The sequence below is a fragment of the Geodermatophilus sp. SYSU D00965 genome, from assembly GCF_054050075.1.
Map to the genome: position 1 here is coordinate 1 of NZ_JBJGYQ010000012.1, position 18,031 is coordinate 18,031.

Genomic DNA, 18,031 nt, shown 5'->3' on the forward strand with positions numbered 1-18,031 from the left:
GCGCCGGCCCCCCCCCCCCCCCCCCCCCCCCCCCCCCCCCCCCGGGCGGGGGCCGCCCGCGGCCCCCCCCCCCCCCCCCCCGACGGCGCACGCGCGGGACGGAGTGGTGGGTCAGGCCGGGGCGTCGGCGTCCTGCATCGAGGCCGCGGACGCCTCGGGGCCCCGCTCCACCGCCGCCGGGTCCATCCACATGACCTGCCAGCCGTGGCCGTCGAGGTCGAAGAAGCTGCGTGAGTACATGAAGCCGTGGTCCTCGGCGCCATCCGCCTCGGAGCCGCCTGCGGCGAGCGCAGCGGCGCTGACCGCATCGACCTCGTCGCGGGACGACACGCTGAAGGAGTACAGCGCCGAGGTGTGGGTGGTGGGATCGGCGATCGGGAGCTTGGCGAACTCCGCGAACTTCTCCCGGCTGAGCAGCATGACGAAGGCGTGCTCGCCGACCAGCATGCACGCGGCGGTCGCGTCGGTGAACGCCGGGTTGAAGCCGAACCCGAGCTGCGCGAAGAACGCCTTGCTGCGCTGGAGGTCCGCGACGGGCATGTTCACGAAGAGCATGCGGCCGGGGTGTGCGGAACTGGTCATGCTGGATCTCCACTCGGTGGCTCGACGGCGTACGTCCTGGTGGACCGGCACGGCCGGCGGAACTCATCGGTGGTGTCGTCAGCCGCCGGTGACCGCGGCGCGCTCCCGGGCGGCCAGCTCGCGCTTGAGCACCTTGCCCGCCGCCGACACCGGGATCGCGTCGATGAAGACGACGTCGCGCAGCCGCTTGTAGGGCGTCACCCGGCCGTTGACCGCGGCCATGACCGACTCGGGCGTGAGCGCCGCGCCGGCGGCGTCGTCCCGGCGGACGACGTAGGCCACCGGCAGCTCCCCGGCCTGCTCGTCGGGGCGGCCGACCACCGCGGCGCCGGCCACGCCGGGCACGCCGAACAGGACCTCCTCCAGCTCGCGCGGGAAGACGTTGTAGCCCTTGTAGAGCAGCATGTCCTTGGTGCGGTCGACGATCGACAGGTAGCCGTCCTCGTCGAGCACCCCCACGTCGCCGGTGTGGAACCAGCCGTCGGCGTCGATCGCCTCGGCGGTGGCCTCGGGCCGGTGCGCGTACCCGCGCATCACCTGCGGGCCGCGGATGCAGACCTCGCCGCGCTCGCCGGGCGGCAGCGGGTCGCCCCCACCCAGCGGCCGGATGGTCAGCTCGGTGTCGAAGACCGGTACGCCGACGGTGCCGGCCTTGCGGGTGCCCGAGCGGAACGACGGGTTGCCGGTGGCCTGCATGGTCACCTCGGTGAGCCCGTAGCCCTCGCCGATGACGGCGTCGGGCAGCAGCGCACGCAGCTTCTCGATGAGCGGCACCGGGAGGGGCGCGGCGCCGCTGGAGACCCCGCGCACCGAGGAGAGGTCGGCGTCGGCGACCCCGGGCACCTGCAGCAGCGCGACGAACACCGGGGGTGCACCGCCGATCGACGTCACCCGGTACCGGACGGCGTCCTCGACGTACCGCGCCGGGTCGAAGCGCCGGTGGACCACCGTCGTCGTCCCGGCCATGACCAGGCCGTTGAGGTAGCCGATCGCGCCCATGGCGTGGAACCACGGGGTGAGGTTGATGATCCGGCCCTCGCCGAGCCGGGTGGGGACCTCGTCCGGGCCGAGCACCTGGCGCAGCGTCACGTCCCCGGCCCCGTCGAGCTCCGGCAGCGACCCCGACGTCCAGCAGCCCGACTGGAGCACGTTGGTGACCACGGCGCGGTGCGGCAGCTCGACGCCCTTGCTGACCCCGGTGGTGCCGCCGGTGTAGGCCAGGTGGGCCAGGTCGGTGGCGACGTCGAGGTCCGCGTCGAGGTGCCGGTCGGCCGGGTCGGCGGCGAGCAGGTCGGCCAGGTCGACCTCGCCGGGCGCGAGGCCGTCGAGGCGCGCGGCCAGGTCGGTGGTGTGCGCGGGGCCGGTGACGACGACCGTCCCGACGGCGGTGCCGGCCAGCGCCGTCCGCACGAGGGGCAGGACCTGGTCCCAGGTGACCAGGACGCGGGCGCCGGCGTCGGCCAGCTGGGCGGCGAGGTCGGCGGCCGGCAGCAGCGGGTTGGTGGGGGAGAAGGTGGCCCCGGCGAGCAGGACGCCGTAGTAGACGGCCGGGTACTGCCGGCAGTTCGGCAGGTGCACCGCGACGACGTCCCCGCGGCCGACCCCCGAGTCGGCCAGCCAGTTCGCCACCGCGTGCGCCCGCCGCGCGAGCTCGGTGAAGGTCAGCTCGACGTCGGAGTCGACGAACGCGACCCGGTCGCCCCAGCGACGGGCGGCCGCCCGCAGGACGGAGCCGACCGGCACCGCCGGGTAGTCCAGCGAGCGGGGCAGGCCCGGCGGCCAGCTGCGCGCCGACGTGCTCAGGGGGGCCTGCGGTGCGGTCATGCGGGTCCTTCCTCGGCGGGGTCCCCAGCGTGGCGCACGTCACAACCCGTGTCGAGAGCCCACCGTGGGTGAGGATGGACCGATGAGCGACCAGCGCACGGCCCTCGTCCTCGGCGGCGGCGGCATCACCGGCATCGCCTGGGAGATCGGCGTCCTCGCCGGCCTGGCCGAGGCGGGCGCCGACCTCACCGGTGCCGACCTCGTGGTCGGCACGTCCGCCGGGTCGGTGGTCGGCGCGCAGGTCACCAGCGGCGCGGACCTCGAGGCGCTGTTCGCCCGCCAGCTCGAGCCGCCGACCGGCGAGAAGGTCGCGCGCATGACCCGCGCGGCGCTGGCCCGCTACGGCTGGGCGATACTGCGCAGCCGGCGGGACGACGTCGCGTTCCGCCGTCGGGTCGGTGCATTGGCGCTCGCCGCGGAGCGGGCGGGCCTAACGCCGCCCGAGCAGGAGCGGCTCGACGTCATCGGCTCGCGGCTGGTGAGCACCGAGTGGCCCGACCGGGCGCTGACGACCACCGCCGTCGACGCGGAGACCGGCGAGTTCCGCACCTTCACCCGCGACTCCGGCGTGCCGCTGCTGCTCGCGGTCGCGGCCAGTTGCGCCGTGCCCGGCGTCTACCCGCCGGTGACCATCGACGGCCGCCGCTACGTCGACGGCGGGATGCGGTCGGCCGCCAACGCCGACCTCGCCGAGGGCTACGACCGGGTCGTCGTCCTCGCGCCCATCCCGCGCGGCGTGGGGCCGATGGCCAGCGTCGACGCGCAGGTCACCGGGATGGTCGCCCGCGTCGCCGTCGTCTCCCCGGACGAGGCCAGCCGGCGGGCGATCGGCCGCAACGTCCTCGACCCGGCCGCGCGGGCCGGGTCGGCGCGGGCCGGCCGCGCCCAGGCCGCGGGCGTGGCCCTGCAGGTCGCCGAGGTCTGGCACGGCTGAGCGCGGCCCCCTGCAGGGTCCCGGCGCGAGCTCGCGAGCGACGGGGGGCAGGGGGTCCTTCTAGAGGGCGCCGGCGGAGTGCTCCTCGCGCAGCCGGGTCTTGAGCACCTTGCCGCTGGGGTTGCGCGGCAGCGCGCCGACCAGCGAGTACTCCCGCGGGTTCTTGTAGCGAGCCAGCCGCTCCCGGCACCAGGCGGACAGCTCCGCAGGCGTCGGCGGGTCGGCCGGGTCCCGCGGGGCGACGACGGCCAGCGGCGCCTCCCCGTAGCGGGTGTCGGGGACGCCGATCAGCGCCACCTCGGCGACCTTCGGGTGGGCGGCCAGCACGTTCTCGACCTCGGCGCAGTACACGTTCTCGCCGCCGGTGATGATCATGTCCTTCTTGCGGTCGACGACGTAGAGGTAGCCGTCCTCGTCCTGCCGCACGAGGTCGCCGGAGTGGAACCAGCCGCCCGCGAAGGCCTCCGCGGTCGCTTCCGGTTTCCCCCAGTACTCCTCCATCACCATGGGGCTGCGGTAGACGATCTCGCCGACCTCGCCCTGCGGGACGTCGTCCATCGCGTCGTCCACGATGCGGACCTCGACGTTGAGCATCGGCGTGCCGATCGAGCCGATCTTGCGGACGGCGTCCTCGCCGCGGAGGAAGCAGGTGACCGGGCTGCACTCGGTCTGCCCGAACGCGGTGATCACCTCCGCCTGCGGGAACGTGTCGATCATGGTGCGCAGCAGCGCCGTCGACGCGGGCGCCGCGCCCCACGAGATGCGCCGGAGCGAGGACAGGTCGCGGGAGGCGATGTCCGGGACGGCGACCACCGCCGCCCACATCGCGGGCACCAGGAAGATGTTCGTGACCCGCTCCCGCTCGATGAGGTCGAGCGTGGCCACCGGGTCGAACCCGCCCGACCGCAGGATGACGTGCGTGCCGCCGAGCAGCAGCGGCGGCAGGCCCCCGGCCAGCCCGGCGATGTGGAACAGCGGCGCGCCGGGGACCGCGACCCGGTCGGCGGGGTCGACGCCGAGGTGGGTGACCTGGCTGAACGCGTGCACGAGCAGGTTGCGGTGGGTCAGCACCGCGCCCTTGGGCCGGCCGGTCGTGCCGGAGGTGTACATGACGAAGGCGGGGGCGGTCTCGTCGATCTCGACGTCGAGCGGCTCGCTGCCGGCCGCGGCCAGGGCCGCCTCGTACTCGGCGCCGACGGTCAGCACGGTGCGGACGCCGGGCACCTGCTCCCGGGCCTTGGCCGCCACCTCCGCGAGGGCGGGGTCGACCACGAGGGCGACCGCGCCGCTGTCGGCCAGCACGTAGGCCACCTCGTCGGCGACCAGCCGGAAGTTGACCGGGACGACGATCGCGCCCAGCCGCACCCCGGCCAGGTAGGACTCCCACACCTCGAGCGAGTTGAGCCCGAGCACGGCCACCCGGTCGCCGGTGCCCACGCCGCACTCGGCCAGCGCGCGGGCCAGCCGGGTCACCCGCTGGTCGAGGTCGGCGTAGCTGCGGCCGGTGCCCTCGAACCGGAGCGCGACGGCGTCCGGCGTCCGCCGGGCCCAGCGGGCCAGCTGGTCGCTCGCGGTCATGCCGCGGCCCTGCAGCCGGGGGATCTCGACGCTCACGGGCCCTCCTCGCAGAGTGGGACCCGCGTCATGCTCACGGCGGCCTGCGCCGGGGTCAACCGCCGAAGAGCATCCGCTCGGCGAGCCGCTTCCACAGCGCCACGTGCGGGTCGGTCGCGGCGGGGCGGTCCTCGAAGGCGTAGACGACCGCGACCCCGCGCATGCTGGTGAACAGCAGCTCGCAGGTCTCGGCGTACAGCGGGGCCGCGGCGATCTCCGGCCCCCAGATCTCGTCGGCCACCGCGCGGATGGCCGCCCGGAGGCGCCGCTCCTCGGCCCGCAGCGCCGCCCGCAGCTCGGGGTCGGTGCGCGCCGCCGTCCACAGCTCGGTCGCGGCCCGGAACGGCGGCTCCTGGAACGTCGCCCACATCAGGTCGATGGCGCGGTCGACCCGCTCGGGGCCGGCCGGCTGGTCGGCCATCAGCGCCGCGGCCCGCTCGCGGACGGCGGCCAGCAGCGTGGTCGACAGGTGCTCGGCGGCGGCGACCAGCAGCTCGGCCCGGTTGGGGAAGTGGTGCAGCAGCCGCCCGCGGGACACCCCCGCCCGCGCCTGCACGGCCAGGGTCGAGGCGCCGGCGTACCCCTCCTCGACCAGGCAGGCCACGGCCGCGTCGAGGATGAGCGCCCGGCTGCCGGCGGTCCGCGCGGAGCGGGAACGCGGGCCGGGCGGCGCGGCGGGGTCGGCGGTCACCGCGCGAGCGTAGGGCCGGGGGACCACGCCGAACAGTCACCGTTGACCGTTCCGGGGGACCGCTGCCACGCTGCCGCCGTCCGCACCGACGAGGGAAGGCGCCGCCCGTGGACTTCGACGACACCCCGGACGAGGCGGCCTTCCGGGCCGGCGTCCGCACCACCCTGCAGGAGCACGCGGGCGAACTGCTGCACGTCGGCGCGGGGGAGGAGGCGGTGGACGCGCGCACGCACGAGGCCGCGCTGCGCCGGACCCAGCGGGTGCTCGCCGAGGCCGGCCTGGTCGGGATCCCCTGGCCGCGCGAGTACGGCGGGCAGGGCGGCACGCTGGTGCAGCAGGCGATCGTGCAGCAGGAACTGGCCCGCGCCCGGGTGCCCACGTTGATCAACCACATCGGGCTGGGCATGTGCGGGCCGACGGTGATCGCGCACGGCAGCGAGGACCAGAAGCGGCGGTACCTGACCCGGCTGCTGCGCGCCGACGACGTGTGGTGCCAGCTGTTCAGCGAGCCGGGGTCGGGGTCCGACCTGGCCGCCCTGCGCACCACCGCCGTGCGCGACGGCGACGACTGGGTGGTCAACGGCCAGAAGGTCTGGACGACGCTGGCGCACGTCGCCGACCTCGGCATCCTGCTCGCCCGCACCCACCCGGACCGGCCCAAGCACGCCGGCCTGACCATGTTCGTGGTCGACGTCCACGCGCCCGGGGTGACGGTGCGGCCGCTGCGGCAGATGGTCGGCTCGGCCGGGTTCAACGAGGTCTTCTTCGACGACGTGCGCATCCCCGACGCCGAGCGGCTCGGCGAACCGGGCGAGGGCTGGCGGGTCGCGCTGACCACGCTGATGAACGAGCGCGTCGCCATCGGCGGGGCCGGCAGCGACCTCGGCGTCCCGGTGGAGACCCTGGTCGCGCACGCCCGCGAGCGGCTGCCGCGGCTGGACCCTGAGCGGCAGGTGCTGGCCCGCCAGGCGGTGGGCCGGGCCGTCGTGGCGTCGCTGGCCACCCGCTACACCGGCTACCGCCGGTTCACCGTGCTGAGCAAGGGCGGCGTCCCCGGGCCGGAGGCGAGCGCGGGCAAGCTCGCCGGCACCGCCGCGGCGAAGCTGGTGGCCGACGCCGGCGTCCGGCTGCTCGGCGACGACGCGGTCTACGCCGCGACCGCCGACGGCGACGACACCTGGCAGCGCAGCCAGGGGTACCTCCCGGGGCTGGCCATCGCCGGCGGCACCGACCAGGTGCTGCGCAACGTCCTCGGCGAGCGGGTGCTCGGCCTCCCGCCCGAACCGCGCACCGACAAGGCCCGGCCGATGGCGAGGTGACACCGGTGGACTTCGACCTCGGCCCCGACCAGCGCGACGCCGCCGCCGGCGCCCGCGACTTCTTCCGCGGCACGGCGTCGGTGGCCGCCGCCCGGGCCGCGCTGGAGGGCGGCGCGGTAGCGCCCGGCCACGAGGCGCTGGCCGACATCGGCTTCCTCGGCATCACGGTCCCGGAGTCGGCGGGCGGTGCCGGCGGGTCGCTGCTCGACCTCGCCGTCGTCGCCGAGCAGGGCGGCGCGGTGCTGGCCGGGCCGTCGCTGGTCACCGCCGCCCGTGCCGCGGTGCTGCTGGGTGAGGCCCCCGACCTCGCCGCGCGACTGGCCGACGGGTCGGCGCGGTTCGCCGTCCTCGACGGGCCGGGAACCGGCTCGGCGCCGTCGATCGACGCGGCCGGGGCGACGCTGTTCCTCGCTCTGGACGACGGCGCGCTGGTGGTCGGCGAGGGAGTGGCCACGCCGGGCACGCCGCTCGACGCCACCCGCGGGCTGGCCTCGGTGCGGCTGACCTCCCGGCGGGTGCTGGCCGACGACGCCGCCGGCCTGTGGGCCCGCGCCCGCCAGGTGGCCACGGTCGTGCTCGCCGCCGAGGACCTCGGTGCCGCCGACGCCGCCGTGCGGATGGCCGTGGGGTACGCCCAGCAACGGGAGGCGTTCGGCCGGCGGATCGGCTCCTACCAGGCGGTCAAGCACATGCTGGTCGACGCCTGGGTCGGCGTGGACCAGCTGCGCTCGCTGGTGTGGTGGGCGGCGTGGGCCGCCGACGCCGCGCCCGACGAGCTGCCGCTGGCCGCGTCGGCCGCCAAGGCGCAGGCGGCCGAGGTGCTGGAACAGGCCGCCGAGACCTGCATCCAGGTGCACGGCGGCATCGGATTCACCTGGGAGCACGACGCCCACCTGTACTGGCGGCGGGCCAAGGTCGACCGGCTGCTGCTGGGGGACGCCGCCGAGCACCTCGACGCCGTCGCCCGCCTCGCCGTGGCCGGCGCGCTCGGATGACACCGACCCAGCTGCGGTACGCGGTCGCCGACGGGGTCGCCACGATCACCCTCGACCGGCCCGACCGGCGGAACGCCTTCACCGCGGTCATGGCCACCGAGCTGGCCGCCGCGGCCGCGGCCGCCGACGCCGACGACGCCGTCCGGGTGGTCGTCGTGACCGGCGCGGGGCGGGCGTTCTGCGCCGGCGCCGACCTGGGCGGCGGGGAGGGCACGTTCTCCGACCGCGCCGCGCGCCCCGACCCGGTGCCCCGCGGCACGGTGGACGGCGTCCCGCGGGACTGGGGCGGGATCGCGTCGCTGCCCTTCGCGGCGCTGCGCAAGCCGGTGGTCGCCGCGGTGAACGGCCCGGCGGTCGGCGTCGGCGCGACGCTGACCCTGCCGATGGACGTCCGGATCGCCGCGGAGTCGGCGCGCTTCGGCTTCGTCTTCCCGCGCCGCGGCATCGTGCCCGAGGCCGCCTCGTCGTGGTTCCTCCCGCGGGTGGTCGGCATCAGCCAGGCGGTGGAGTGGGTGGCCACCGGCCGGGTCTTCGACGCCGCGGAGGCGCTGCGCGGCCGGCTGGTCTCCCGCGTGGTGCCCGACGCCGACCTGCTGCCCACCGCCCTGGCGCTGGCCCGGGAGATCGCCGACAACACCTCCGGGGTGGCGGTCGGGGCGGCCCGGCAGCTGCTGTGGTCGATGCTCGGCGTGCCCTCGCCGTGGGACGCCCACCGGGCCGAGTCCCGGGCGCTGGTCGAGCTCGGGGCCGGGCCGGACGCCGCCGAGGGGGTCGCCTCGTTCCTGGAGAAGCGGCCGCCGCGGTTCACCGCGCGCCTGGGGGAGGGAGCGGTGGCCGGCGTCCCCCGGTGGCCGCAGCCGCCCGAGGACGTGACGCCGTAGCGGAGTGCGAGAGCGCAGGGAACCCGCGCCGAGGCACTCCGGTACCCCGTTTGTCCACACCGGTTGCTCGGGCAGGAGCGCGGCGTGGACACCGAGATCACGCTGCGGGTCGACGGCGCGGCGCACCCGCTGCGCGTCGACACCCGCACCACCCTGCTCGACGCACTGCGCGAGCGGCTGCGCAACACCAGCCCGAAGAAGGGCTGCGACCACGGCCAGTGCGGCGCGTGCACCGTGCTGCTCGACGGCCGCCGGGTCAACAGCTGCCTGGTGCTGGCCGTCACCGTCGACGACGCCGAGGTCCGGACGTCGAACGGGCTGGCCGCCGACCGCGAGCCGCACCCGCTGCACCGGTCCTTCGTCGAGCGCGACGCCTACCAGTGCGGGTACTGCACCCCCGGCCAGGTCTGCTCGGCCGCCGGAGTGATCGAGGAGGCCCGGGCCGGCTGGCCCAGCGCGGTGACCGCCGACCTCACCGCGGACGACGTCGAGCTCACCGACGCCGAGATCCGCGAGCGGATGAGCGGCAACCTGTGCCGCTGCGCCGCCTACGCGAACATCGTCCCGGCGGTGGCCGAGGTGGCGGCGGCGAGCGGGGTGCGCCGGTGAGGGAGTTCCGCTACGAGCGCGGCACCGACCCCGCCGCCGCGGTCGCGCTGCTGGCCGCCGAGCCGGGCGGAGCGTTCCTCGGCGGGGGCACCAACCTCGTCGACCTGATGAAGCTCGGCGTCGCCACACCCGACGTGCTGGTCGACGTCCGCACCCTCACCTCGCGCGAGGTGACCGACCTCCCCGACGGGGGCCTGCGGATCGGCGCCGGCGTGCCCAACGCCGACCTCGCCGCCGACCGCCGGGCCCGCGAGCGCTACCCGGTGCTGGCCCAGGCGCTGCTCGCCGCCGCCTCCGGGCAGCTGCGCAACCGCGCCACCACCGCGGGCAACCTGCTGCAGCGCACCCGCTGCGGCTACTTCACCGACGTCACCAAGCCGTGCAACAAGCGCGAGCCGGGCGCCGGCTGCGGCGCGCTGCGCGGGCTGCACCGCAACCACGCGATCCTCGGGCAGACCCTGGAGGGGCCCGGCACCTGCGTGGCCACCCAGCCGTCGGACATGGCCGTCGCGATGGCCGCCCTCGACGCGGTCGTGCAGGTGCTCGGCCCCGACGGCGAACGCAGCGTCCCGATCGGCGAGCTGCACCGGCTGCCCGGGGACGACGCGTCCCGCGACACCACGCTGCGGCACGGGGAGCTGATCACCGCCGTCGACCTGCCGCCGCTGGGCATGCCGTCGCGCTACCGGAAGGTCCGCGACCGGGCGTCGTTCGCCTTCGCGCTGGTCAGCGTCGCCGCGGCGCTGCGGGTCGAGGACGGCGTGGTCGCCGACGTGCGGCTGGCCCTCGGCGGGGTCGCGCACAGACCGTGGCGGGCCACCGCCGCCGAGGAGGTGCTGCGCGGGCAGCCGGCCACCGAGGAGGCGTTCGCCGCGGCCGCCGGCGCCGAGCTCGCCGCGGCCACCCCGCTGCGGGACAACGGCTTCAAGGTGCCGCTGGCCCGCAACGTCGTCGTCCGCACCCTGCTCGAGCTGACGGGAGCGACCGCGTGACCACCCTCGACCGCGTGATCGGCGCGGGCATCGACCGCATCGACGGCCCGGCGAAGGTACGTGGCACCGCGCCCTACGCCTTCGAGCACGACCCGGGCGAGCCGATCGCGCACCTCGCGCTGGTGCAGAGCACCGTCAACCGCGGCCGGATCACCCGGCTGGACCCCACCCGCGCGGAGGCCCTGCCGGGCGTGCTCGCCGTGCTCACCCCGGCCAACGCGCCGCGGCTGTCCGGGGACCTGCCCTCCGACCTGCCGGTGCTGCAGTCCCTGGACGTCCACTACCAGGGCCAGGTGGTGGCGGCGGTCGTCGCGGAGGCCTCCGAGATCGCGCGGGCTGCGGTCGGGCACGTGGCGGTCGACTACGCGGCCGAGCCGCCCGACGTGCGGCTGTCGACCGAGCGGCCCGACCTCTACGCGCCGCCGCAGGTGATGGCCGGCTACGAGACCGACTCGGTGATCGGCGACGTCGACGGCGCGCTGGCCGCGGCGCCGGTCGTCGTCGACGCCACGTACGAGACGCCGACCCAGCACAACAACCCCATCGAGATGCACACCTCGATGGCCCGGTGGGACGGCGACAGCCTGACGCTGTGGGACGCCAACCAGGGGCCGCACACCATCGTCAAGGACCTCGTCGCCGCCTTCGGCCTGGAGGAGGGCCGGGCGCGGGTGGTCTCGCCCTACGTCGGCGGCGCGTTCGGCTCGAAGGCGTTCACCCACCCGCACCAGATCCTGGCCGCGATGGCCGCCCGGGTGGTGGGGCGCACCGTCGTCCTCGAGCTCACGCGGCAGCAGATGTTCAGCCTGGTCGGCCACCGGACGCCCACCATCCAGCGGCTCCGGCTGGGCGCCGACCGCGACGGCCGGCTCACCGCGGTCAGCCACGAGGTCGTCGAGCACACCGCGCGGATCAGCGAGTTCGCCGAGCAGACCGCGACCTGCACGCGGGTCATGTACGCCGCCCCGAACCGGCGGACGACGCACCGGCTGGCCCGGCTCGACGTCCCGCCTCCGACGATCATGCGCGCGCCGGGGGAGACCCCGGGCATGTTCGCCCTGGAGTCGGCGATGGACGAGCTGGCCCACGCCGCCGGCGTCGACCCGGTGGAGCTGCGCGTCCGCAACGAGCCCGCCGAGGACCCCGAGCGGGGGATCCCGTGGTCCTCCCGGTCCCTGGTGCCCTGCCTGCGCACCGGCGCCGAGCGGTTCGGCTGGGCCGGGCGGGACCCGCGGCCCGGCGTCCGCACCGACGGCCGCTGGCTGGTCGGCACCGGCGTCGCCGCCGCCACCTACCCCGCCCGGCGGCGCAAGGCCGACTGCCGCATCTCGGTCGACGGGCGGGGGCGCTACACCGTCGAGATCGACGGCTCCGACATCGGCACCGGCGCGTGGACGGCGCTGTCGCAGATCGCCGCCGACGCGCTGGGGGTCGGCATGGGCGACGTCGAGCTGCGCATCGGCGACAGCCGGCTGCCCTTCGCCGGCGGGGCGGGCGGCTCGACCGGGCTGGCCTCGTGGGGCTCGGCGATCGTGCTGACCGCGCGGGAGGTGCGCCGGCGGCTGGCGGGCTTCGGCGGCCAGCTGCCCCCGGACGGCGTGACCGTCGACGGCGGCGTCGACGGTCCCTCACCGCACGCCGAGCGGTACTCGATGCACTCCTTCGGCGCGCACTTCGTCGAGGTGCGGGTCGACGCCGACACCGGCGAGGTGCGGGTGCCGCGGGCGACCAGCGTGTACGCCGCCGGGACGATCGTGAACGCCAAGACCGCGCGCTCCCAGTTCCTCGGCGGCTTCTGCATGGGCCTGTCGATGGCGCTGCACGAGGAGTCGGTGCAGGACGAGGAGTTCGGCCACTACGCCAACCACGACCTGGCCGAGTACCACATCGCCACCAACGCCGACGTCGGCGAGATCGACATCTCCTGGCTCGAGGAGGAGGACCCGCTGGTCAACGAGCTGGGGCTCAAGGGCATCGGCGAGATCGGCATCACCGGGGCCGCGGCCGCCGTCGCCAACGGCTACTGGCACGCCACCGGCAAGCGCATCCGCGACCTGCCGATCACCCCCGACAAGTTCTTCCGGCCCTGAGCGGAGTGGGAGGGACGCGTCCTCCGCGCCCTCCCACTCCACTCGGGCTCAGCTCGCGATGGCGGCGACGGGGGAGGTGCGGACGGCGCGGCGGGCCGGCAGCACCGAGGCGAGCAGCCCGGCGACCGTGGCGACGGCGACGATCGCGGCGACCTGCAGCCACGGGACGTCGACGACCACCTCCCCGGCCATGCCGAGCACCGACGCCGTCCCGGTGACCCCGTAGACCCCGCCGAGGACGACGCCCAGCACCGCGGCCACGCCGGAGACGAGCACCGCCTCCCAGGCGAGCAGCGCACGCAGCTGGCGGCGGGTCAGTCCCAGCGCCCGCAGCAGGCCGTTCTCCTGGCGGCGTTCCACCACCGACAGCGCCAGGGTGTTGCCGACCCCGATCAGCGCGATCACCACGGCCACCCCGAGCAGCCCGGTGACGACGAGCAGCAGCACGTCGAGCACGTCGTCCATCTGCTCGCGGAGGCTCACCAGGCCGGTCACCTGCGCGTCGGTGGTCGCCGTCCCGACGGTGTCGGTCACCGCGTCGACGACCGCGGTCTGGTCGCCGCCGTCGGCCAGCCGCAGCCACACCTGGCTGACCGCGGCGTCCGGGGCGAGCCGGGCCAGGTCGGCGGCGAGCACCAGGGGCGGGGCGTCGCCGTCGACGACCTGGGCGCGCAGCGTCTGCGACCCGCCGGCGCCGGAGAGGGCGACCGGGGAGCCGTCGGTGACCGCCCAGGAGTCGGCCAGCCACTCGGGGACCAGCACCTCGCCGGCGTCGGGCAGCGGGGTGTCGGCGGTGGACCGCAGCACCGGGACCGCCGTCGCCTCGTCCACCCCGTAGACCGTCCACGGCTGCCCGTCGGGCCCGGTGAGGTCGGCGGCCGGCAGCGCCGTTCCGCGGGCGACGCCGTCGACGCCCTCCAGCCGGGCGAGCAGCGACCCCGGCAGCTCTCCGGCGAGCCCCTCCACGACCACGTCGGCGGGGTAGGCCGCGGCCAGGCCCGCGGCCGCGGTGGCCCGGGTCGACGCGGTGCCCACGACCATCGCCGTGGTCAGCGTGACGCCGATGAGCAGCGCGGTGGCCGTCGCCGCCGTCCGCCGCGGGTTGCGGGTGGCGTTGCCGGCGGCGAGCCGCGCCGGCACACCGGCGCGGGAGACCAGGCTCCCGGCGGCGCGCACCACCGGCGGGACCCCCCGCTGCGCCAGCAGCACGACGCCGAGGAAGCTCAGCACCCCGCCGGGCAGCGCGACGAACACGCTGGCCACCGCCACGCCCAGCGCCAGCAGCGCGGCGCCGGGGAGGAGCAGCAGCAGGCCGAGGACCAGCCGCAGCACCCCGGGGCGCGAGCGCAGCGGGGCGGGGTCGACCGGCCGCAGCGCGGCCAGCGGCGCCACCCGGGTGGCCCCGCGGGCGGGGGCGAGCGCGGCGAGCAGCGTGGTGAGGGTGCCGACCGCGAACCCCGCGACGACGGCGAGCCAGGGCACCGACACCCCCGACAGCGGCACCGGGGACTCCACGCCCCCGGCCAGCGCCGAGACGGCGGCGGCCAGCCCGATGCCGGCGCCGACGCCGAGCGCGGAGGCGGCCAGCCCGGTCAGCGCCGCCTCGCCGAGCACGCTGCGCCGCACCTGGCGGGCGGTCGCGCCGACGCAGCGCAGCAGCGCCAGGTCACGGGTCCGCTGGGCGAGCAGCACGGCGAAGGTGTTGGCGATGACCAGCCCCGCGACGACCACGGCGACCGTGCCGAAGACCAGCAGCACCGCCGTCAGCGCCAGGGCGTTGCCGAGCATGCTGCCCGCGCGTTCCTCGGCCTGCTCGGTGCCGGTGCGGACGGTCACACCCCGCCCGTCGAGGGCGCCGCGGACGTCGGCGGCCAGCGCGGTCTCGTCGGTGCGCGGCCAGCCGGCGACGCGCAACTCGGTCGGGTCGACCGCGCCCCACGCCCGCGCCTGCGCCGGGGTGGTCCAGGCGCGGCCGTAGAGCCCCGCCTCGGGGTCCCCGCCGAGGTCGACGACGCCGCTGACGGTGACGGGCGCGGCGATCCCGGTGCCGCCGTCCACCTGGAGCACGTCGCCGACCGCGGCGCCGACCCGCTCGCTGACCGCCACCTCGCCGTCCCGGTCGGGCAGCGAGCCGGCCGACAGCCGCTGCCAGCGCAGCGCGGGGTCGTCGGCGACGGCGCCGACCACGACGTACTGCGCGCCCGCCCGGCCGGGGACGACCGCCTGCACCGACGTCTCCCACTCGGGGGCCACGGCCTGCACGCCGGGCAGCGCGGTCAGCGCCGCGACGTCCCCGGCCAGCGACCCGCCGTCGTCGGAGGTGACGACGACGTCGCTGCCGACGTACCGGGCGCCGGCCGCGGTGAGCACCGTGGACCGGGTCGTCTCGTTGAGCACCAGCGTCGCCACGACGAAGGCGACGGCCAGCACGATCGCCACGCAGCAGGCGACCAGCCGCGCGGCGTGCGCGCGGACCGACGCGAGGGTCACCGAGCGCACGTCAGGCCCCCAGACCGCGGAGCGCGGAGACGACGGAGTCGGCGGTCGGCCGCTGGACCTCACCGGCCAGCCGGCCGTCGGCGAGCAGCACCACCCGGTCGGCGTAGGACGCCGCGATCGGGTCGTGGGTGACCATCACGACGGTCTGGCCGGTCTCGCGGACGCTGCTGCGCAGCAGGTCGAGCACCTCCGCGCCGGCGCGGGAGTCGAGGTTGCCGGTGGGCTCGTCGGCGAAGACGACGTCGGGGCGGGGGAGCAGTGCGCGGGCGACGGCGACCCGCTGCTGCTGGCCGCCGGAGAGCTCCGCCGGCCGGTGGCGCAGCCGCTCGCGCAGCCCGAGCCTGGCGACGACGGCGTCGAACCAGGCGGGGTCGGGACGCCGGCCGGCCAGCTGCAGCGGCAGCACGATGTTCTCCCGGGCGTCGAGCACCGGCAGCAGGTTGAACGACTGGAACACGAAGCCGATCCGCTCCCGCCGCAGCCGGGTGAGCCGGTCGTCGGGCAGTCCGGTCAGCTCGGTGTCGCCGACCCACACCTGACCGCTGGTGGCGGTGTCCAGCCCGGCCAGGCAGTGCATCAGCGTCGACTTGCCCGACCCGGACGGCCCCATGATCGCGGTGAAGGCGCCGCGGTCGAAGTCGACGTCCACCCCGGCCAGCGCGTGCACGGCGGTCTCGCCGCTGCCGTGGACCTTCGTCAGCCCGCGGGCGCGCACGGCGGCGGCCGAGGACGGCGGCTCGCCGGGGACGGTCAGGACGGGGACGGGAGCGGACACGTGGGCACCTCCGACAGGGCGTGATCAGGAACGGTGATCACGCTGCCGGGCGGAGGCGTCCCGCCGCGTCGGAGCGCGGGCTGATCTCGCCGTCCGCCCTCGGTCCGACCCGCCGTCATCCCGCGGTCGCACCCCTCTCCGCCGGTCCCCGCGGAAACCGACGCCGAGGGCGGGGCGGTCCCCGCGGGGACCGCCGCGCCTAGGCGTCGCGCAGCAGGTCGGCGGGCCGGACCAGGCCGGTGCGATAGGCCAGGACGACGGCCTGGACGCGGTCGCGCGAGCCGGTCTTGGCCAGCACCCGCCCGACGTGGGTCTTCACCGTCGCCTCGCTGACCACGAAGTGCGCCGCGATCTCGGTGTTGGTCGCCCCGTAGGCCATCTGCTCCAGGACCTCGCGCTCGCGGGGGGTGAGCTCGGCCAGCTCGTCGGGGCCCCCGGCCGGTCGCGGCGCGCTCCCGCGCAGCAGCGGTGCCACGTGCTGGAGCAGTCGCCGGGTGGAGCTGGCGGCGATCACCGAGTCCCCGGCGTGCACCGTCCGCACGGCGGCGAGCATCTCCTCCGGCGGGGCGTCCTTGAGCAGGAAGCCGCTGGCCCCGGCGCCGATCGCGGCGACCACGTACTCGTCGAGGTCGAACGTGGTCAGGACGACGACCCGCGGCGGCTCGGGCAGCGCGCTGACCTGCCGGGTGGCCTCGATCCCGTCCATCGCCGGCATCCGGACGTCCATGAGGACGACGTCTGCCGGGGTCCGCGCGAGCAGCGCCACCGCGTCGGCGCCGGTGCCCGCCTCGCCGACCACGGTGAGGTCGGGCTGGGAGTCGATCACCATCCGGAACCCCGCGCGGACCATCTGCTGGTCGTCGACGAGGACGACGCGGATCTGACCAGTCATCGGCGGGCAGGGTAGGGCAGCACCGCGTGCACCCCGAAACCGCCGCCGGGGCGCGGGCCGGCGTCCACCCGGCCGCCGTGCAGCCGCGCCCGCTCGGACATCCCGAGCAACCCCTGGCCGGCCCCGTCGGGCTCGACCATGGCGGCCGAGGCGCCCCGGCCGTCGTCGAGGACCGACAGCTCCAGCGCGTCGGGCCGCCAGTGCAGCCGCACCCACGCCCGGCCGGCGGGGCCGGCGTGCTTGAGCACGTTGGTCAGCGACTCCTGCACGATCCGGTAGGCGGCCAGCTGCGGGCCGGCGGGCAGCTCGCGCGGGGTGCCCTCCACCAGCAGGTCGACGTCCAGGCCGCTGGACCGGACGTCCTCGACCAGGCCGGGGATCGCGGCGACGTCGGGCTGCGGGGCGTACTGCTCCCGGTCCTCCTCCCGCAGCACGCCCAGCAACCCGCGCATGTCGGCGAGCGCCTGGCGGCCGGTGGTGGCGATCGCCTCGAGCGCGTCGGTCGCGGCGGCGGGGTCGGCCCTGCCGGCGTAGCGGCCGCCGTCGGCCTGGGCGATGACCACCGAGAGGGAGTGCGCCACGACGTCGTGCATCTCGCGGGCGATGCGGGCCCGCTCGGCGGTGGCGGCCAGCCGCATCTCCTGCTGGCGCTCGAGCTCGAGCAGCCGGGCCCGCTCCTCCAGCTGGGCCAGCCGCAGGCCCCGCGCCCGGCGCAGGTCGCCCAGCGCCCAGGCCGCCACGACGGCGACCCCGATGGACCCGGCCGTCGGCAGCAGCGAGTCGCTCGCCCCGCCCGAGAAGTACCGCAGCGCGGCCAGCACCGCGCCCAGGAGGCCGACCACCAGACCGGCCCGGCCGGCCCAGCGCGGGGCGTACGCGGCGAGCGCGTAGACCATGACCAGCGCCGCGACGTTGGCCGCGAGGAACTGCTCGACGACGACGAGCTCGAGCAGGCCCGCGGCCACGACGACCGCGGCTGCGCGGACCGGCCGCCGGCGCCGCCAGGCCAGGGGGACGGTCAGGGCCGTCCCGACGACGAACGCCGTGGCCTCGGCCGGCCAGTACGAGCCGTAGGGCAGGAGGACCGTCAGGAACCAGACGAGCCCGGCGATGCCGGCGTCCACGGCGGAGGGGTGGGCGCGCAGCCACGTCTCGAGGCGTTCGAGCGGAGGGCGGCCGTCCATCGCGACGACCCTAGGCAGCGGCCCCGACGGCGTCGTCCACCCCCGGGATGACCCGCGCGTCCGACCCCGGGGTGAGGCCGCGGTTCCGCTGACGGTTCCCGACGCGCGCGGTCGCGGTGCCGGACTACGCGGCGGTCGGCGGCTGAGCGG

At 76.5% G+C, this 18,031-nt stretch carries 15 protein-coding genes; 7 read left to right on the top strand and 8 right to left on the bottom strand.

Annotation, left to right across the window (positions count from 1 at the left end):
• Nucleotides 1-111: 111 nt before the first annotated feature.
• Both ACI789_RS12780 and ACI789_RS12785 read right to left on the bottom strand, forming a co-directional pair.
• Entirely contained in the window at nt 112-582 is a 471-nt protein-coding gene (locus tag ACI789_RS12780) for a VOC family protein (protein WP_457009514.1), read from the bottom strand.
• A 78-nt stretch (nt 583-660) separates the two neighbouring features.
• On the bottom strand, nt 661-2,406 hold the full coding sequence (locus tag ACI789_RS12785) for a class I adenylate-forming enzyme family protein (protein WP_457009516.1): 1,746 nt from the start codon (nt 2,404-2,406) through the stop codon (nt 661-663).
• Between the two features lie 82 nt (nt 2,407-2,488).
• On the opposite strand from ACI789_RS12785, the gene ACI789_RS12790 reads away from it, so the two are divergent.
• Nucleotides 2,489-3,340 (top strand): patatin-like phospholipase family protein, encoded by an 852-nt coding sequence (locus tag ACI789_RS12790; protein WP_457009518.1) that lies wholly within the window; start codon nt 2,489-2,491, stop codon nt 3,338-3,340.
• 60 nt (nt 3,341-3,400) lie between these two features.
• Here ACI789_RS12790 and ACI789_RS12795 read toward each other — a convergent pair whose 3' ends face one another.
• Both ACI789_RS12795 and ACI789_RS12800 read right to left on the bottom strand, forming a co-directional pair.
• Nucleotides 3,401-4,954, bottom strand: a complete 1,554-nt coding sequence (locus tag ACI789_RS12795; protein WP_457009520.1) for a long-chain-fatty-acid--CoA ligase — start codon at nt 4,952-4,954, stop codon at nt 3,401-3,403.
• A gap of 55 nt (nt 4,955-5,009) precedes the next feature.
• Nucleotides 5,010-5,645, bottom strand: coding sequence for a TetR/AcrR family transcriptional regulator (locus tag ACI789_RS12800; RefSeq protein ID WP_457009522.1), 636 nt, complete (start codon nt 5,643-5,645; stop codon nt 5,010-5,012).
• Between the two features lie 107 nt (nt 5,646-5,752).
• On the opposite strand from ACI789_RS12800, the gene ACI789_RS12805 reads away from it, so the two are divergent.
• The 6 genes from ACI789_RS12805 to ACI789_RS12830 all read left to right on the top strand — a co-directional run bounded on the left by ACI789_RS12805 (nt 5,753) and on the right by ACI789_RS12830 (nt 12,531).
• Nucleotides 5,753-6,964, top strand: coding sequence for an acyl-CoA dehydrogenase family protein (locus tag ACI789_RS12805; protein WP_457009524.1), 1,212 nt, complete (start codon nt 5,753-5,755; stop codon nt 6,962-6,964).
• 5 nt (nt 6,965-6,969) lie between these two features.
• Complete coding sequence (locus tag ACI789_RS12810; protein ID WP_457009526.1) at nt 6,970-7,959, top strand: acyl-CoA dehydrogenase family protein; 990 nt, start codon at nt 6,970-6,972, stop codon at nt 7,957-7,959.
• Complete coding sequence (locus tag ACI789_RS12815) at nt 7,956-8,840, top strand: enoyl-CoA hydratase-related protein (RefSeq protein ID WP_457009528.1); 885 nt, start codon at nt 7,956-7,958, stop codon at nt 8,838-8,840. Before ACI789_RS12810 ends, ACI789_RS12815 begins: the two co-directional genes overlap by 4 nt.
• Before the next feature lie 84 nt (nt 8,841-8,924).
• Nucleotides 8,925-9,449, top strand: a complete 525-nt coding sequence (locus ACI789_RS12820; RefSeq protein ID WP_457009530.1) for a 2Fe-2S iron-sulfur cluster-binding protein — start codon at nt 8,925-8,927, stop codon at nt 9,447-9,449.
• A complete protein-coding gene (locus ACI789_RS12825; RefSeq protein ID WP_457009532.1) occupies nt 9,446-10,441 on the top strand; it encodes an FAD binding domain-containing protein in 996 nt (331 codons plus the stop codon). Before ACI789_RS12820 ends, ACI789_RS12825 begins: the two co-directional genes overlap by 4 nt.
• Nucleotides 10,438-12,531 carry a xanthine dehydrogenase family protein molybdopterin-binding subunit gene (locus tag ACI789_RS12830; RefSeq protein WP_457009534.1) on the top strand — a complete coding sequence of 698 codons (2,094 nt, stop codon included), beginning with the start codon at nt 10,438-10,440 and terminating at the stop codon, nt 12,529-12,531. Before ACI789_RS12825 ends, ACI789_RS12830 begins: the two co-directional genes overlap by 4 nt.
• 48 nt (nt 12,532-12,579) lie before the next feature.
• Here the strand turns inward: ACI789_RS12830 and ACI789_RS12835 are convergent, their stop codons facing one another.
• The 4 genes from ACI789_RS12835 to ACI789_RS12850 all read right to left on the bottom strand — a co-directional run bounded on the left by ACI789_RS12835 (nt 12,580) and on the right by ACI789_RS12850 (nt 17,881).
• Nucleotides 12,580-15,021 (bottom strand): FtsX-like permease family protein, encoded by a 2,442-nt coding sequence (locus tag ACI789_RS12835; RefSeq protein WP_457009536.1) that lies wholly within the window; start codon nt 15,019-15,021, stop codon nt 12,580-12,582.
• Between the two features lie 10 nt (nt 15,022-15,031).
• Nucleotides 15,032-15,805 carry an ABC transporter ATP-binding protein gene (locus ACI789_RS12840; RefSeq protein WP_456919830.1) on the bottom strand — a complete coding sequence of 258 codons (774 nt, stop codon included), beginning with the start codon at nt 15,803-15,805 and terminating at the stop codon, nt 15,032-15,034.
• 199 nt (nt 15,806-16,004) lie between these two features.
• Complete coding sequence (locus tag ACI789_RS12845) at nt 16,005-16,697, bottom strand: response regulator (protein ID WP_457009539.1); 693 nt, start codon at nt 16,695-16,697, stop codon at nt 16,005-16,007.
• Nucleotides 16,694-17,881 (bottom strand): sensor histidine kinase, encoded by a 1,188-nt coding sequence (locus tag ACI789_RS12850; RefSeq protein ID WP_457009541.1) that lies wholly within the window; start codon nt 17,879-17,881, stop codon nt 16,694-16,696. The genes ACI789_RS12845 and ACI789_RS12850 overlap by 4 nt, the downstream gene beginning before the upstream one ends.
• Nucleotides 17,882-18,031 lie beyond the last annotated feature (150 nt).

Bases quoted from the DNA above. Each gene is read 5' to 3' on its own strand.
- ACI789_RS12780 (WP_457009514.1), bottom strand. From the start codon at position 582: ATGACCAGTTCCGCACACCCCGGCCGCATGCTCTTCGTGAACATGCCC.
- ACI789_RS12785 (WP_457009516.1), bottom strand. From the start codon at position 2,406: ATGACCGCACCGCAGGCCCCCCTGAGCACGTCGGCGCGCAGCTGGCCG.
- ACI789_RS12790 (WP_457009518.1), top strand. From the start codon at position 2,489: ATGAGCGACCAGCGCACGGCCCTCGTCCTCGGCGGCGGCGGCATCACC.
- ACI789_RS12815 (WP_457009528.1), top strand. From the start codon at position 7,956: ATGACACCGACCCAGCTGCGGTACGCGGTCGCCGACGGGGTCGCCACG.
- ACI789_RS12845 (WP_457009539.1), bottom strand. From the start codon at position 16,697: ATGACTGGTCAGATCCGCGTCGTCCTCGTCGACGACCAGCAGATGGTC.
- ACI789_RS12850 (WP_457009541.1), bottom strand. From the start codon at position 17,881: ATGGACGGCCGCCCTCCGCTCGAACGCCTCGAGACGTGGCTGCGCGCC.